The sequence below is a fragment of the Ralstonia sp. 110700041-2 genome, assembly GCF_056280165.1.
Window position 1 is genome coordinate 166,626 of sequence record NZ_JBSFAI010000013.1, and the last position, 15,054, is coordinate 181,679.

The 15,054-nt window shown below is 54.3% G+C and carries 15 protein-coding genes; all 15 read left to right on the top strand.

Annotated features, from left to right (window positions below; all coding sequences use genetic code 11):
- Window positions 1–94 precede the first annotated feature (94 nt).
- The 15 genes from ACUXH0_RS19365 to ACUXH0_RS19435 all read left to right on the top strand — a co-directional run bounded on the left by ACUXH0_RS19365 (window position 95) and on the right by ACUXH0_RS19435 (window position 14,997).
- Window positions 95–667 (top strand): YqgE/AlgH family protein, encoded by a 573-nt coding sequence (locus ACUXH0_RS19365; RefSeq protein WP_012435022.1) that lies wholly within the window; start codon window positions 95–97, stop codon window positions 665–667.
- The gene (gene ruvX / locus ACUXH0_RS19370) at window positions 660–1,091 is read left to right on the top strand and encodes a Holliday junction resolvase RuvX (RefSeq protein WP_004629630.1); all 432 of its coding nucleotides are present in this window, start codon (window positions 660–662) and stop codon (window positions 1,089–1,091) included. The genes ACUXH0_RS19365 and ruvX overlap by 8 nt, the downstream gene beginning before the upstream one ends.
- Window positions 1,088–1,606 carry a bifunctional pyr operon transcriptional regulator/uracil phosphoribosyltransferase PyrR gene (gene pyrR / locus ACUXH0_RS19375; RefSeq protein ID WP_004629628.1) on the top strand — a complete coding sequence of 173 codons (519 nt, stop codon included), beginning with the start codon at window positions 1,088–1,090 and terminating at the stop codon, window positions 1,604–1,606. Before ruvX ends, pyrR begins: the two co-directional genes overlap by 4 nt.
- A 70-nt stretch (window positions 1,607–1,676) precedes the next feature.
- Window positions 1,677–2,648, top strand: a complete 972-nt coding sequence (locus ACUXH0_RS19380) for an aspartate carbamoyltransferase catalytic subunit (protein ID WP_004629626.1) — start codon at window positions 1,677–1,679, stop codon at window positions 2,646–2,648.
- An 8-nt stretch (window positions 2,649–2,656) separates the two neighbouring features.
- Window positions 2,657–3,934: a dihydroorotase gene (locus ACUXH0_RS19385; RefSeq protein WP_024973417.1), complete on the top strand. Its 1,278-nt coding sequence runs from the start codon at window positions 2,657–2,659 to the stop codon at window positions 3,932–3,934.
- Window positions 3,921–4,730 carry a lysophospholipid acyltransferase family protein gene (locus tag ACUXH0_RS19390; RefSeq protein WP_182594541.1) on the top strand — a complete coding sequence of 270 codons (810 nt, stop codon included), beginning with the start codon at window positions 3,921–3,923 and terminating at the stop codon, window positions 4,728–4,730. The genes ACUXH0_RS19385 and ACUXH0_RS19390 overlap by 14 nt, the downstream gene beginning before the upstream one ends.
- 63 nt (window positions 4,731–4,793) lie before the next feature.
- Complete coding sequence (locus ACUXH0_RS19395; RefSeq protein ID WP_182594542.1) at window positions 4,794–6,317, top strand: hypothetical protein; 1,524 nt, start codon at window positions 4,794–4,796, stop codon at window positions 6,315–6,317.
- Between the two features lie 233 nt (window positions 6,318–6,550).
- Window positions 6,551–8,767 (top strand): hypothetical protein, encoded by a 2,217-nt coding sequence (locus tag ACUXH0_RS19400; RefSeq protein WP_182594543.1) that lies wholly within the window; start codon window positions 6,551–6,553, stop codon window positions 8,765–8,767.
- Window positions 8,768–9,205: 438 nt separating this feature from the next.
- Window positions 9,206–10,237, top strand: a complete 1,032-nt coding sequence (locus ACUXH0_RS19405) for a glycosyltransferase (protein WP_182594544.1) — start codon at window positions 9,206–9,208, stop codon at window positions 10,235–10,237.
- Window positions 10,230–11,342, top strand: coding sequence for an FAD-dependent oxidoreductase (locus ACUXH0_RS19410; protein WP_182594545.1), 1,113 nt, complete (start codon window positions 10,230–10,232; stop codon window positions 11,340–11,342). Before ACUXH0_RS19405 ends, ACUXH0_RS19410 begins: the two co-directional genes overlap by 8 nt.
- Before the next feature lie 14 nt (window positions 11,343–11,356).
- Complete coding sequence (locus ACUXH0_RS19415; RefSeq protein WP_182594546.1) at window positions 11,357–12,157, top strand: NAD-dependent epimerase/dehydratase family protein; 801 nt, start codon at window positions 11,357–11,359, stop codon at window positions 12,155–12,157.
- The gene (locus tag ACUXH0_RS19420; RefSeq protein WP_182594547.1) at window positions 12,154–12,966 is read left to right on the top strand and encodes a sugar phosphate isomerase/epimerase family protein; all 813 of its coding nucleotides are present in this window, start codon (window positions 12,154–12,156) and stop codon (window positions 12,964–12,966) included. Before ACUXH0_RS19415 ends, ACUXH0_RS19420 begins: the two co-directional genes overlap by 4 nt.
- Entirely contained in the window at window positions 12,963–13,325 is a 363-nt protein-coding gene (locus tag ACUXH0_RS19425) for an EamA family transporter (RefSeq protein ID WP_182594548.1), read from the top strand. Before ACUXH0_RS19420 ends, ACUXH0_RS19425 begins: the two co-directional genes overlap by 4 nt.
- A 9-nt stretch (window positions 13,326–13,334) precedes the next feature.
- Window positions 13,335–14,138, top strand: a complete 804-nt coding sequence (locus tag ACUXH0_RS19430; protein WP_182594549.1) for a glycosyltransferase family 2 protein — start codon at window positions 13,335–13,337, stop codon at window positions 14,136–14,138.
- A gap of 10 nt (window positions 14,139–14,148) precedes the next feature.
- Window positions 14,149–14,997, top strand: a complete 849-nt coding sequence (locus tag ACUXH0_RS19435; RefSeq protein ID WP_182594550.1) for a hypothetical protein — start codon at window positions 14,149–14,151, stop codon at window positions 14,995–14,997.
- Window positions 14,998–15,054 lie beyond the last annotated feature (57 nt).

Sequence of the window (15,054 nt, forward strand, 5' to 3'; positions counted from 1 at the left end):
GCCACAATGCGCCACCCACAAAAAACCTTGCGCCGAGGGCCGATTCCTCCAAATGAGAGGGGCAGCGGCCGAGGGCTTTTGGTAAACTCCCCCCATGGCCTCGCCTGACGCACTTATCAATCTCACGAATCAGTTCCTGATCGCTATGCCCGGCATGGCGGATTCCACGTTTTCGGGCACGGTCGTGTACATGTGCGAGCACAACGAGCGCGGCGCGCTCGGGCTCGTGATCAACCGCCCCATCGATATCGACTTGGCGACGCTGTTCGACAAGATCGACCTCAAGCTCGAAATCCACCCCCTCGCAGAACAATCCGTGTACTACGGCGGCCCGGTGCAGACCGAGCGCGGCTTTGTGCTGCACGACGCCACGGGCGCGTATTCGTCGTCGCTGGCGGTGCCGGGCGGGCTGGAGATGACCACCTCGAAGGATGTGCTGGAAGCCGTCGCCCAGGGTGGCGGCCCACACCGCTTCATCCTGACGCTCGGGTATGCCGGTTGGAGTGCCGGCCAACTGGAAGACGAAATCAGCCGCAACGGCTGGCTGACCGTCCAGGCCGATCCCGAGATCATCTTCAACGTGCCCCCCGAAGAGCGGTTTGCCGCGGCGCTGAACCTGCTCGGCATCAACCCCGCCATGCTGTCGGGTGAGGCCGGGCATGCCTGAGCCGGCACGTCCGGCCACCGCTTCCGTGCCTGTGGAAGGCACCTTGCTGGCATTCGATTACGGCGAAAAACGCATCGGCGTGGCGCTGGGCAATACGGTTTCGCGCTCGGCGCGGGCGCTGGAAACCATTCCGAACCGTTCGGTCGATTTCCGCTTCGCGCAGATAAGCCGGCTGGTCGGCGAATGGCAGCCTGTGGGCTTCGTGGTCGGCATGCCCGTCCACCCCGATGGCGAAGAGCAGCCGATGATCAAGCTCGCCAAGCGCTTCGGCAATCAATTGCACGGCCGCTATGGCCTGCCGGTCACCTGGGTGGACGAGCGCTATTCGTCGATCGCCGCACAGGATGCCGGTGCCTCCGACGATGTGCTCGACGCAGAAGCCGCGCGCATCATCCTCCAACAGTTTTTCGACGAACACGCATGACATCGCAACAGATCGATGCCGAGGCGCTGTACCAGAGCCTCGTTGCACAACTGCGCACGCGGCTGGCCGACGGCCACACCTGGTCGGTGGCCGGCATTGTCAGCGGCGGCGCATGGATCGCCAAGCGGCTGGCACATGACCTTGGCCTGCCGGAATACGGCGTCGTCAACGTTGCGATGCACCGCGACGACTACGCCAAGAAAGGCCTGCACGCCAAGGCGCAGCCGACCACGCTGCCGTTCGATGTGAACGAGCGCCGCATCCTGCTGGTAGACGACGTGCTGGCCAGCGGCCGCACCATCCGCGCGGCCATCAACGAGCTGTTCGACTACGGGCGTCCGGCGGCGGTGGAGCTTGCCGTGTTGGTCGACCGCGGTGAACGCCAGTTGCCTGTGGCCCCGGATTACATCGGTGAACGCATCACGCTGCCCGCCGACGAATCGCTCGTGCTGAGCGAAGCCGGCGAAGGCGCTGGCGCGCGCTTCACCTTCACGCGCGAGCCCAAGGGCGCCTGACTTCAAGCGCGCACCGCACCTGCCTTGATCTGACCTGACCTGTACCGACCTCGTCGCCTTTCGTTTCTCCATGCCCAAGACTTTTGCCAACCCGCAGCTCACGAAAAACGGCGAGCTCAAGCACCTGCTGTCGATCGAGGGACTGTCACGCGACATCCTCACGGACGTGCTGGACACCGCGCAGCAGTTCGTCTCCGTATCGGATTCCGACCGCGAGGTGAAGAAGGTGCCGCTGCTGCGCGGCAAGAGCGTGTTCAACCTGTTCTTCGAGAACTCCACGCGCACGCGCACCACGTTCGAGATCGCCGCCAAGCGGCTGTCGGCGGACGTGATCAACCTGAACATCAATGCGTCTTCCACCAGCAAGGGTGAGTCACTGCTCGACACGATCAACAACCTGTCGGCGATGCAGGCGGACATGTTTGTCGTGCGGCATGCCAGTTCCGGGGCGCCGTACCTGATCGCCGAGCACGTTGCGCCGCATGTGCACGTGATCAATGCGGGCGATGGCCGTCATGCACACCCCACGCAGGGGCTGCTCGACATGTTCACCATCCGCCACTACAAGAAGGATTTCTCCAACCTGACGGTGGCCATCGTCGGTGACATCCTGCATTCGCGCGTGGCGCGTTCCGACATCCACGCGCTGACGACGCTGGGCTGCGCCGAAGTGCGTGCCATCGGCCCGCGCACGCTGTTGCCGGGTGGCCTGGAGCACATGGGCGTGCGGGTCTTCCACAACATGGAAGAGGGCCTGAAGGGCGTGGATGTGGTCATCATGCTGCGCCTGCAGAACGAGCGCATGAGCGGTGCGCTGTTGCCCTCCGCGCAGGAATACTTCAAGGCCTACGGCCTTACGCAGGACCGCCTGGCGCTGGCCAAGCCGGACGCCATCGTCATGCACCCCGGCCCGATGAACCGCGGCGTGGAGATCGACTCCGCTGTGGCCGACGGTGTGCAATCGGTGATCCTGAATCAGGTGACGTTCGGCATCGCGGTGCGCATGGCGGTCATGGGCATCGTGGCTGGCAACAACGACTAAGAAGAGCAATGAAACTGCATATCAAAGGCGGCCGCCTGATCGACCCGGCCAACGGTATCGACGCACAACAGGACTTGTACATCGCGGCAAGCAAGGTGGTCGGTGTCGGCCACGCGCCGGCGGATTTCCATGCCAACAAGACCATCGACGCGACGGGCTTGGTTGTTTGCCCGGGCCTGATTGACTTGTCCGCCCGCCTGCGCGAACCGGGTTTCGAATACAAGGCCACGCTCGAATCGGAAATGGCCGCGGCCATGGCCGGCGGCGTGACCTCGCTGGTGTGCCCGCCGGACACCGATCCTGTGCTGGACGAACCCGGCCTGGTCGAGATGCTCAAGTTTCGCGCGCGCAACCTGAACCAGGCGCATGTGTATCCGCTCGGTGCGCTCACTGTCGGCTTGAAGGGCGCGGTGCTGACGGAGATGGCCGAATTGACGGAGTCGGGCTGCGTTGGCTTCTCGCAGACCGATGCACCGATGGCCGACACGCAAGTGTTGATGCGCGCGCTGCAATATGCGCAGACCTTCGGCTTCACTGTCTGGCTGCGCCCCGAAGACCCGTATCTGGGCAAGGGCGGCGTGGCCGCAAGCGGCCCGCTGGCTTCACGCCTGGGCCTCTCGGGTGTGCCGGTAATCGCCGAGACGGTGCGCCTGCATACCATCTTCGAACTGATTCGCAGCACAGGCGCCCGCGTTCACCTGTGCCGTTTGTCGTCGGCCGCCGGCATCGAGCTTGTACGCCGCGCAAAAGCCGAAGGCCTGCCGGTCACGTGCGATGTGAATGTCCACCACATCTCTCTGACCGACGTCGACATCGGCTACTTCAATTCGCAGATGCGCTTCGTGCCGCCGCTGCGTTCCGGGCGCGACCGCGATGGCATTGTGCGTGCGCTGGCGGATGGCACGATCGACGCGATCTGCTCCGACCACACGCCCGTGGATGACGACGAGAAGCTGCTACCGTTTGCCGAGGCCACGCCGGGCGCGACCGGCCTCGAAACCCTGCTGCCGCTCACGTTGCGCTGGGCCACCGAACACAAGGTCGAGCTTTCGAAGGCGCTGGCCCGCATCACCAGCGAGCCTGCTCGCGTGCTGGGCCTGCGTGCGGGCTCGCTGGAAGTGGGTGCGATGGCCGATGTGTGTGTGTTCGATCCGGACGCGACCTGGAAACTTGAGCCTCGCGCTCTGCGCAGCCAAGGCAAGAACTCGCCCTACCTGGGCTTTGAGCTGGCCGGCCGCGTGCGCGCCACAATGGTCGCTGGCCACCTTGCCTATGACGGGCATTGATCAGCGCGTGGCAAGCGTGCCCGCCGAGGCCAGCTCGCCGCAGCGCAAGCATGTGCGGCGCAAGCTGCGCTTGCTCGTACATCTGGTCGAAGGCCTGATCACGTGCGCGCTGCTATTCTGGTGGATCAAGCCGCACACCAAGCAGGCGCTGATTCAGCGGTGGTCGCGCAAGTTGCTCGCGCTGTTCCGCGTGTCGCTCGTGGTGCATGGCGAGCCCGTCACGGGCAAGGAGCTGGCCGGCTCCATGCTGGTCTCCAACCATGTGTCGTGGATCGACATCTATGCGATCAACAGCTGGTACCCGCCGCGCTTCGTCGCCAAATCAGAGATCCGCAGCTGGCCGGTGATTGGCTGGCTGTGCGCGCAGACCGGCGTGCTGTTCGTCGAGCGCGCCCGCAAGCGCGACGCGCATCGCATCATGCACGTCATCGCCGATGCGATGCGTTCGGGCGATGCCATTTGCGTGTTTCCTGAAGGGACGACGTCGGACGGGTTGCAGCTGCTGCCGTTCCACGCCAACCTGTTCCAGGCGCCCGTCAGCGCTGGCGCTCCGATCCGCCCGCTGGCGCTGCGCTATCGCGTCGCCGCCACGGGCGAATTGACGACCATTCCCGCGTATATCGGCGATCTGTCGATGATGGATACGATCAACGCCATCCTCAATGGGCCACCGCTGGTGGTGGAAGTGGTTATTGGAGCACTTGTTTCTCCGGAAATGGATCGCCGGGCTTTGGCCGAGCACAGCCGCCAGGCCGTTGCCGTGCTCATTGAGCGGGCGGGTCAGGGCGGTTGCTAGATTCGTCTAGGGCTACCCAGATGGGTAATGGCAGAATTCCACGTTTATCCCCAACGCTGAAAAATGGAGCATCATTTCAACTGGCGGCGTGCGTCGCTAATCGCAATTAGTTGGGCGCTCGCAATTCTCTGGCTCTTGCCAACATTCGGCCATCAATTTTCGCCGGACTCGTACGGCAATTTTTTGATCGGACGAAATTTATTTCACGGGCTTGGGTTTACGTCGCCCTCAGCACGCGACCTCTTCGTTCCTCCCGTTTACCCTGTCGTCAGCCGCAGCTTTCCGCCGCTTTATCCCGTTCTTGTCGGCGCGGTAGATCGTTTAACTGGTGCCGGAATTGCTTCCGGTGTGCTCCTCAATTTGGCTATTTTGGCCGGTATTCTTTACGGTCTTGCGGCGATATTCAAGCGCTTTGAATTCGCTCTTGGGTTGGCCCCATTTTGGGTGGTATCCACCGTATTTTTATTGAATCAGCCGCTTACGGCTGAATTTGCGGGAGCTCGTGTATTGCCTCTAACACTTCTCCTCACTCTTGTCGTTATTTTATTGTCAACCGAGCGGAGGATGCCTTATGCGTTAGGCGTCTCGATAGGCTTGTTAATGCTTTCGCGCTTTGATGTAACGGTTTTTGCAATACTATTGCCGGCCTTGATTTTTACGCTGCGGCAGCGGACTTTTCATGAAACTTTAAAGTCGTACATTGCATTTTTTGTCATATATTCTGTTTGGGGTATTAGGAGTGGCTTGGTTTTTGGTTCGATATTTGCCTCTGATAATTCGATCAGTGTGACATCGTTGACGCCTGGCATGGCTCAATTGAATTGGTATATCGAGCAACCACTGCGTGCATGGAATGCATTTCATGATTGGGGCGTCCAGAGAGCTGGATATTTTGTAGAGAATGTGCATGTGCTAGTCAATGGCATGCTGCCCGTCGGTGGGTTGTTGCCGTTAATGGGTGTTGCCATTCTTCCATTTTCGCGCGGTGTTGCAAGTGATAAGGCCAGATTGTATGGTGCTATAACGCTGCTATTTATCGTGGCTAACTTGGCCTCCGTTTCATTGACTTCGTATCACGACACTCGCTATTTTTCAATTAGTGCCGTGCTAACCGTCATCGCTCTGGTTCAATGGGCTGGAGATGCATTTATTGGGAATCGCCGCACGCCTGTCTTTGGCGTGCGTGAGGGGCGATTGATTGATCTGCTGCTGATTGGTGTGCTTTCTCTTTGTGTTGCCTTGGTTTTGTTTTTTCGGGCGAGCTATATTCAGGACAAATACGAGGAGGGAGATAATCTTAAAGAAATACCGAAAAGATTTTCTTCTATTATTCCGAAAGGTAGCTTAATCGCTACTGGAGTTGGCTATGCCGAGAGTCTTTCCTACTACACAGACTATAAATCTGTGGCAACTCCAAACGGCCCGTTTTTTACACCAGAATTTTATGATTGGCAGCGCCACTGGTCACCGGATTTTGCAATTACGCCGCCAACTTATATGGTGACCGCTGAGTGGAGTGGTGCTGTTCGAGGATCGATCAACGGATGGAATATTATCGACCTCCGATCCGGAAAGGGAAAAAATTAGGCTGGTGTTTGCTTTTGAAAAAATATTAAATGATTGTATGCCAATGGTGTTTTTTTCGCGTGATTTTAAAGAATATAAGTGCGATTGGCGATTGGCGATTGGCGATTGGTGATTGGCGATTGGTGATTGGCGATTGGATTTGGCCTTGAGAGGATTTTTCGACCGGTAGGCTCAGTTCGGCAGGGAGGTGGAGTCTTCGTAAATTGAATAAAAATGAGATGGTGGTGCTACACATGAAATCAAAGGGTATCGAAGGTGGGGGCGGTACGCTTGATGGCGACATCAAAAAGATAAGATTAACATCGATTATCCTTATTTTTGGATCAATGTTTTCTATCGTTGCTATATTTTTTGTTTGTGCGAAAGCGGCGATTGATGTTCCAACGATGCACCTTGATGGAGCCTTTCAGACCGCGAGTGCATTGTTTCGTCTGGCCAGCGGAGAGTTACCGGGTCGAGATTTTTTCCCTTATCTCGGTGTGGGCCCGATGGCTTTAATTTATCCAGTCTTCGCATTATTCGGGAAAAATCTTGCGGCGAGCGTAGAGGCGAGCCGATTCGTCGTTGCCCTCGTTCAATCCTGTTCTGTCAGCCTGGTTATATTCCTCTGCCTACCAAGAGATACGCCCTTACGAGGCCTCACGGCTCTAGCTTTGGGTTTTGCTACTATTGCAACCCTATTCTGTATTGATGCGTATCTACCCGTGTGGCTATCTGAGCGACTGTCTCCGGGGAATTCGCTTCGACCAGTTAGATCTTTTGGCCCGGTAATCGCGGCATGGGTCGCGTATTTTGCTATCGAGAAGCGAGATAACCCGACATTTCCATATGCGTTGCTTGGATTTTGTGCTGGCGTTGCTACATTTTGGTCCAATGATTTCGCGCTTCCCACGATTCTCGCATGCATAGTGGCGGCATTTGGGGTCGGGGCGACTTCACCGCAAAGAGGATGGCAGAGCGCTGTTAAATTCACAGGTTTCGCGGCAATTGGTGCTTCCTTCCTCTTTGTTTCTACTGACGGACATGTCAAGGAATTATTGCATTACAATTTCTCGGATGTCGCTCGCGATCAATGGTGGTACTTTGGGTACTGGGGGGACCGTTTCAGAATATTTTCCCCAATTGATTTGTGGAAGTTGCCGGCGGAAAAGGAAGCTTGGGCTGGGATCGTAGTAATTATTTTTCTAGCAATACATACATTAAAGCAACCAAAAACTGAATGTATCGTGCTGCTTGGCTTGGGTGCAACGCTAGCCTTGGGGGGGATTGTTGCGTCAGTAGGAGGGCATCTTGATGGCTATTTTGCTCCTCTTCAGTTCTGGGCTGTCACAGTCACCGTGTGCTTTGTGAGCTCAAATCTTATATTCAGGCGGCTGCATTGCAGGGTGCATCACATCGCAACGCTAACAATTATAATCAGTTGCGCCGCGGCGGCATTTTCAGTTTTCGATCTAAGTAGCTCTCTAAAGTTGGCTCGTGATGATGCGCAGCGTTTTTATGTGAAAGAATTGGGCGGCTATCTGAATCGAGATTGGGAGGGGTATGTCAACCGCGCGCGAATCACTCCACCGGGCCGCGAAATCGAAGAATATTTTGGTATATGGAGTGCGATACGTCATCCGGCGCCTTTGCTTCCGGTTGATGCACTCATTCATGCATTAGGCGAAGTTCGCGATGATGCCAGACATGTCATGGATTCCATGCCGGACACGGTTATCACAACCCGAGCCGACTTTAATACCTGGCAGAGCTGGAGTCTGAGTGCGAATTATTGGTTCTATCGCGTATTATTGGTGCACTACAGGGTCGTTGCGATGGGGCCGAGAACGCTAATATGGAACCGTAGGACAATCACTGTGGAGTGGCCACAAGTTCCATGCTCTATTAAAGAAAATGTGGCAACACTTGGTGCAGTTGAGCGTGGCTACTATGAACTCACAGTTCACTACGCCACCGTTGGCCCTCGTCGTAGTTTGGCAATGGTCCAGACAGGGCTCACTGATGCGGCGGATTCCAAGGGTTTCGCGTCAATCCCACCGGGAGAGGGCGTAGCAATACTTCCCATCTTTTGGAATGAAGATGGTCAAGTGAGGGTTTATGGGGAGCTACGGCCAACCCAGGCGAATGGGCATGTTAAATTCCTTGCCTGTTCTGCTAAAAAAATCGATGCTAATAATGCTGCTATTTTCGAGAAATTGGACGCCCCATATCCTTTCTCTAATGGGCAGTGGCTTGATGGAATATCAAGATTCGAGCCGGATATTCTTCTGGCAAAAAATAAGTTCAACATAGATGAGTTTCGCATTGGGCGGTATCTATTATTGGCGGATGGTACGGAGAGAAAGATCCTTCGGATCGAGCGCAGTACTTTTTTTGTTGGTTTGCATTTGGAGGGCTCGGTCTTAGATGTGAAAAAAGTAGGTTTTCCAAATTCCTTCATATTGAAATAGGCAACGAGAATTGATATTTGTCATGTTCTGGAAGGGGTTTTGGAATTATTCGTCTGTGGTTGAGAGTAATCAAGAATTATTAATTTTATTTCGAATATCCCTTTCTCGGATTAAATTATATTTAAGGCATCTTTGCGCCAAAAATTCTGGTATCGGAACCTATGACAAGCCTGGTAGCATCGTTAATCCGAGGGGCATCGCCGAGACAGGTCGTGTTGAATTTGGAGTCCCACCTTGGCCCACATTCGGAGCGGCATGCTCTACCGGAGGGCATATTGATGCGATAATCTGTGCAGGCGGGATCGCCTCTGGGAGCGGCACTCAGAGAGTAAAGATGGGGTCGAGCTGAAGGGGTTATGCAATAATTACAATCTTGCAACGATTTTTTGCGACGTCGTCGTTACGATCTACTGTTCCAGTCTGAACTCTATCTATTCAATGGCTGACTACCCTCTATTCCTATCTATTGTCTTGGTTGCTCGCAATAGCGACGGCTTGTTGCGCGACACTATCGCAGCTTTAGCCTTAGATATTGGCGAAAAGGTGAATGACTACGAGGTACTTATCGTGGACAACGGCTCTGATGATGAATCATTGCGGCGGCTAAAGGAAATGCTTCGAGGTGACAGCATTCCCAATGTCCAGGTATTGGCACTGACCAAAGAGGTCGCTTTTGAGACAGCGGCATGGGCTGGAGTGGAACATGCGCTTGGAGATTTTGTGGCCGTTGTTGACCCGCTGAGAGACGACGCACACATGCTGGCACCTATGCTGGCCAAGGCGGCGACTGGCTACGAAGTCGTGTTCGGGCAAAATCGGGCGAGTGATAATGGCGGGTGGTGGTATCGCCGGGGTGTCCAGGCTTTTGATCAATTGTACGCAAAACTTCACGGTGTCCGGCTCTCCATCGATGCACCGCACTTTCGACTGATCAGTCGAAGCGTAGTCAACTACATACAAAGGCATGGATCGCCCGAGGTTGCTTATCGGCATTTGCCTGCGACCGCCGGTTTTAGTAAGGCGTATGTCACGGGGGAGTGGAGGCCACACGCTCCACGAAAACGCTCACTGCTCGATGGCATTGATCGCGGGCTCCTGCTACTGGTTTCATCCACGCCACAACCTATGCGTTTGGTGACGACCCTAGCGTTGCTTGGGGCCATGGGAAACATCTTTTACTCGATCTACGTGGTAGTTGTCGCACTCTTCAAGTCGCACGTAGCAGAAGGTTGGGTTACGCTTTCGTTGCAACAATCGGGCATGTTCTTCCTGCTTTCGGTGGTACTCCTAATGTTGGGGGAGTACGTCACGCACATGCTATCCGTTAGTGCTGGTATTCCTGCCTATCATATTGGGCAGGAGTTTGGCAGCGCCATCATTAGTCGACATCAAAAGCTCAACGTTGAGGAAACAGGAGACATGACACAACGAGATTCGACGCACAGTGCCTCGGCTACACGCAATGCATGATGCGATCGTTGTTGGCGGGGGATTTTACGGCGTAACAATCGCCAAATACTTGAAAGAGCAGCGTGGATTTCGATCAGTCCTTATTGTTGAGCGCGAGGCCGAACTTCTCGCGCGTGCATCGCTGCGAAATCAGGCACGCGTTCATAACGGTTACCACTATCCGCGAAGCTTCGTAACTGCATTCCGCAGCCGTGCTAATCTGCCCCGCTTTATGGAGGAGTACTCCTTCGCGGTAGTCGACGAGTTCACCAAGCTCTATGCGATAGCTCGCGACTCAAAAGTGTCACCAAAGCAGTTCGAGCGTTTCTGCAGTGAGATAGGCGCAAGACTTCGTCCTGCGCCACCATCTCTCCATAAGCTCTTTTCGACTCGTCATATCGACGCTGTGTACGCAGTCCAAGAGTATGCATTTAATGCGGTGGCGCTGCGCCAGTGGGCAATGAAAGTGCTATCCGACATTGGTGTTGATTTAAAAATGATGCACTCTGTGCAAGACATTGCAGGCTCGGATGATGGTGTCTGCGTGACACTGCATTCAGCTGAACATGCTCTGACAGAAGAGGCTCGCTATGTCTTCAACTGTACATACAGCGGGCTGCGTGCCGTCTATGCTCGAAACGATTGTGTTCGTGCTGCCTTAAAGCATGAAATTACAGAAATGGCTTTGATTGAGCCGCCGGATGAACTTCGAAGTGTCGGTGTAACGGTCATGGATGGGCCGTTTTTTTCCTGCATGCCGTTCCCTAGTCGCGGGTTGCATACCCTTTCGCATGTTAGATATACACCTCATCTGCAGTGGTTCGAATCCGGGGAATCTGATCCTGACACAGTCCTTCGCCAGTACCATAAACAGTCACATGCGGAGAGGATGATTCGCGATGCTGCACGTTTGCTACCAGCGATTCGTGGTGCGATCGTGCGAGATACGCTATTCGAGGTTAAGACAGTGCTAGCCCGCAATGAGGTCGACGACGGCCGTCCGATCTATTTTGAGCCAGTGCCGGCTATCGCTGGCGCCTTTAATATTCTTGGTGGCAAGATAGACAACGTCTACGACATTCTTGCCAAACTGGATTGCGAGACGTTTCCGCGCGTAAAATATTAATTGAGATTTATTTCATGGCAGATAGCGCATTGATTGGTTTTACCGGTTTCGTTGGCGGAACATTATTGCGGCAGCGAGTCTTTGATTACCGATTTCGGTCTACCAACATCCAGGACATTCAAGGTCAGAGCTATGATTTGGTTGTTTGTGCTGGCGCACCTGGCCAAAAATGGTTGGCCAATCAGCAGCCGGAAAGGGATAAAGAAAACATCGCGCGATTGACTGCTGCTTTACAGGGAGTACATGCAAAAACGTTCGTGCTGCTTAGCACCGTGGACGTGTTTCATCGACCAATCGGGATCGATGAGCGTACTCCCGTCGACTCGAGTCAGCTGCAACCTTACGGCTTGCACCGCTACCAACTCGAGGAATTCGTACGAGATCGATTTGAGCACCATCTGATTGTTCGACTTCCGGGTTTGGTTGGGCCAGGTCTTCGTAAGAATGTCGTCTACGATCTTTCCAATGAGAACAATGTGGCGCGGATCGATCCTCGTGGGAAGTTTCAGTTCTACCCCACGGTTAATTTATGGTCTGATATTCAGAATGCATTAGCCCATGGGCTGCGATTGATACATTTGACAGCGGAGCCAGTGGGCGTTTATGAAATCGCTCGCTCTGTCTTTGGTACTGAACTCAATGTGCCCGCGGAAGCTGTTTCGCGGCCAGTTGCTTCTTACGATTTTCGCAGCATTCATGCAGAGGCGTTAGGGGCGACTGGGTTATATTATCAGTACAGCAAGCGTGAAAGCCTACTCGCGATTCGCTCCTATGTACAAAGCCTTCGCCTACACGCGGAGGCAGCATCTGAATGAGAATTTCTATTTCCAACATTGCCTGGGATCCCAGTGATGATGATGACGTGGCAACGCTTCTTCATCGATATCAGGTAGATGCGATTGATATTGCTCCAGGAAAATATTTCGCGGATGTTGCTGTTGCAACCAGCAGTGAAATTTTGGCTGTACGGGAAGCGTGGAATCAACGTGGGATCGACATACTCGGCATGCAAGCTCTCTTTTTTGGGCGCAGCGGCTTGAATCTGTTCGACGTATCAAGCCAAGCGGACATGTTGGCACATCTAGCCCATGTGTGCCGAATTGCAGAAGGTTTGGGAGCGAGGTCGCTCGTATTCGGTTCTCCTAAATGTCGCGACCGCGGTGCCCTTGATGAGGACACTATCAATGCAATATCGACCGACTTCTTTCGACGAGCAGGGGATGTCGCGGGACGCCATGGTGCAACACTGTGTTTGGAACCAAACCCAGTGCGCTATGGTTGCAACTTCATGACGACTACCAAGGAAGCAGCCGAGGTCGTGCAGCGTGTCAACCATCCGGCGGTGAGGCTGCATCTGGATACCGGCACGATCACTATCAATGGCGAAGCGCCCTTGCAGACCCTTCGCCAATACGGCGCACTCGTGGGCTACGCACATGTCAGTGAGCCCGATCTCGCGCCGCTAGGCTTGACTGCGACGAATCATGCTGGACTTGCCGAGGCTATCCGGGGCGCACGGATTAGCGCAATTTCTATTGAAATGCTCACTAAGCCGGAGGTGCGACTGGAATCCATCGAGCACGCTCTGGACATAGCGACTACGCATTACCGATCCGCGCAATGAATTGGATTAACGTGGTGATTGTGATGGCGGGCATTCTTTCGAATGCTTCCGCCAGTGTTCTAATAAAGATTGCCATGCGCGCGACACCTCTGTCGATAGAATCGCTTTGGCAAGTTATATCAAATTGGACGTTGCTCGTTGGCGTATTCATGTATGGCTGCGCCTTTGTGCTCTATGCGGCGGCCTTGTCCAGGATACCACTCAATGTAGCTCATCCCGTGTTGACGGCAGGTGCGATTGGGGCGGTCGCATGTGCATCTGCATTTCTGCTCGGCGAAACGTTTCGCTGGAATACGATAGCAGGGCTGATTCTGATTGCTTTAGGTGTGATCTTCATCAGCATTACTCCTTCTTCCTAAATTCAGTTTATGATCACCCCACCTCATACCGAAAAAACTTGGTCCGTTCCCGCATACCAAATAAAATTCCAGCAACCGAAGCGGTCAAAAGTAGCGGTCGTTGTCCCCGTTATTAACGAGGGGATGCGGATTCAGAGTCTTCTGAAACGCATGCAAGCGATTTGTATCCCGGATCTTGCCGATATCATCATCGTTGATGGCGGCAGCACGGATGGTTCGCTTGAACTGTCTTTCTTGGAGGCTAGTCGGGTTAGAACGTTGTTGTTGAAAACGGCCACCGGTCGGCTGAGTACGCAGTTGCGGTGCGCTTACGCCTATTGCTTGAAAGAGGATTACCAATCGATCGTTACAATCGATGGAAACGACAAGGATGATCCTGAGGCAATCCCGCGTTTCATCGAGGCGCTTGATCAGAACTACGACTTTATACAGGCATCGCGTTTCGTTTGCGGTGGTCAGCAAGAGAACACACCACTGAGTCGCGGGCTCGCCATTCGCCTTATTCACGCGCCACTACTCTCCCTTGCCTCTGGTTTTCGTTGGACAGATACAACACAAGGCTTTCGCGGTTATAGTGCGCGCATGCTCCTCGATCCGAAGATCGGAATCTTTCGGGATATTTTTCGCGACTACGAACTGCTAGCATATCTTTCATATCGAGCGCCTAAGTTGGGCTATCGATGCATCGAGCTTCCTACGCGGCGTGTGTATCCAGATGAAGGCCCAGTTCCAACGAAAATCGGTGGCATGCGAGGTAATTGGAGATTAATGCAAACGCTTCTCTCCGCTTGCTTGGGAAGATTTAACCCCTAACTTGCAGATCATGCCGAAACTCATATCGCGCTATCTCGTCGTTGTCGAGTTGACAATACTTTTTGCGCTTGTTTTCCAATGCAACGTTCTTCGCGGAGTTGACGCTGAGTGGTTTCGGACTCATCAGGCCGACTCCGAAGCCATAGTTTTGTCGGGAATTTATCACAAGAAGGAAACTGGTAGTTCGGATATTCCGCTCGGCTTCTATAACTATGGAGAAGGGGATTGGGTTACCCGCGTTTTCGATCACTTTAAGGCAGACTCATTCAATGGGCTCGCCTACGGCGAATACAATTCCCAATATGGGCTGCAGGGTCGGCTGTTCAGCGTCATTTACACAACCCTGCGCACTACCAGTCGGGAGCTGCTTGAGTCATTTAATTCGGTGATCAGCGGTTTGATCTTTGCGCTGCTTGTCGTATGGGCGCGAGATCATTATGGGCGCGCGGAAGCCATTGTCTTCGCCGTTGGAGTAATCACGTCTACCTGGTTAATTGTCGTCTCCCGTAATCTCTATTGGGTCAGTTGGACATGGTTTCTGCCCATGCTGGTCAATGGTCTCTTGCTGCTGAATCGACCTATATCCCCAAAGCGCTGGAAGCTTGTCTATGTGGCCGCCGCCGTAACTTTGCTCGTCAAATCGCTGTGTGGCTATGAGTACCTCACGTCGATCGTAATTATGGCAATGGTGCCAGTGGTAATCTGTCTTCTGGAGCAGGGCGAATCTTGGTTTGAGTCCGCAAAGCACATTGCGCTTGTGGGTTTGTCCAGTATTACTGGTTTTGGGATTGCTCTTCTGATGCACGCGTCTGCACGTGCTCCGGTAATACCCCCTGAAATCCACCGCTGGGAGAAGTAGAATTTTCTCGTTAAGAGGGAGTTCTGCAGATGAAGAAGTCGAGATTCACAGATAGCC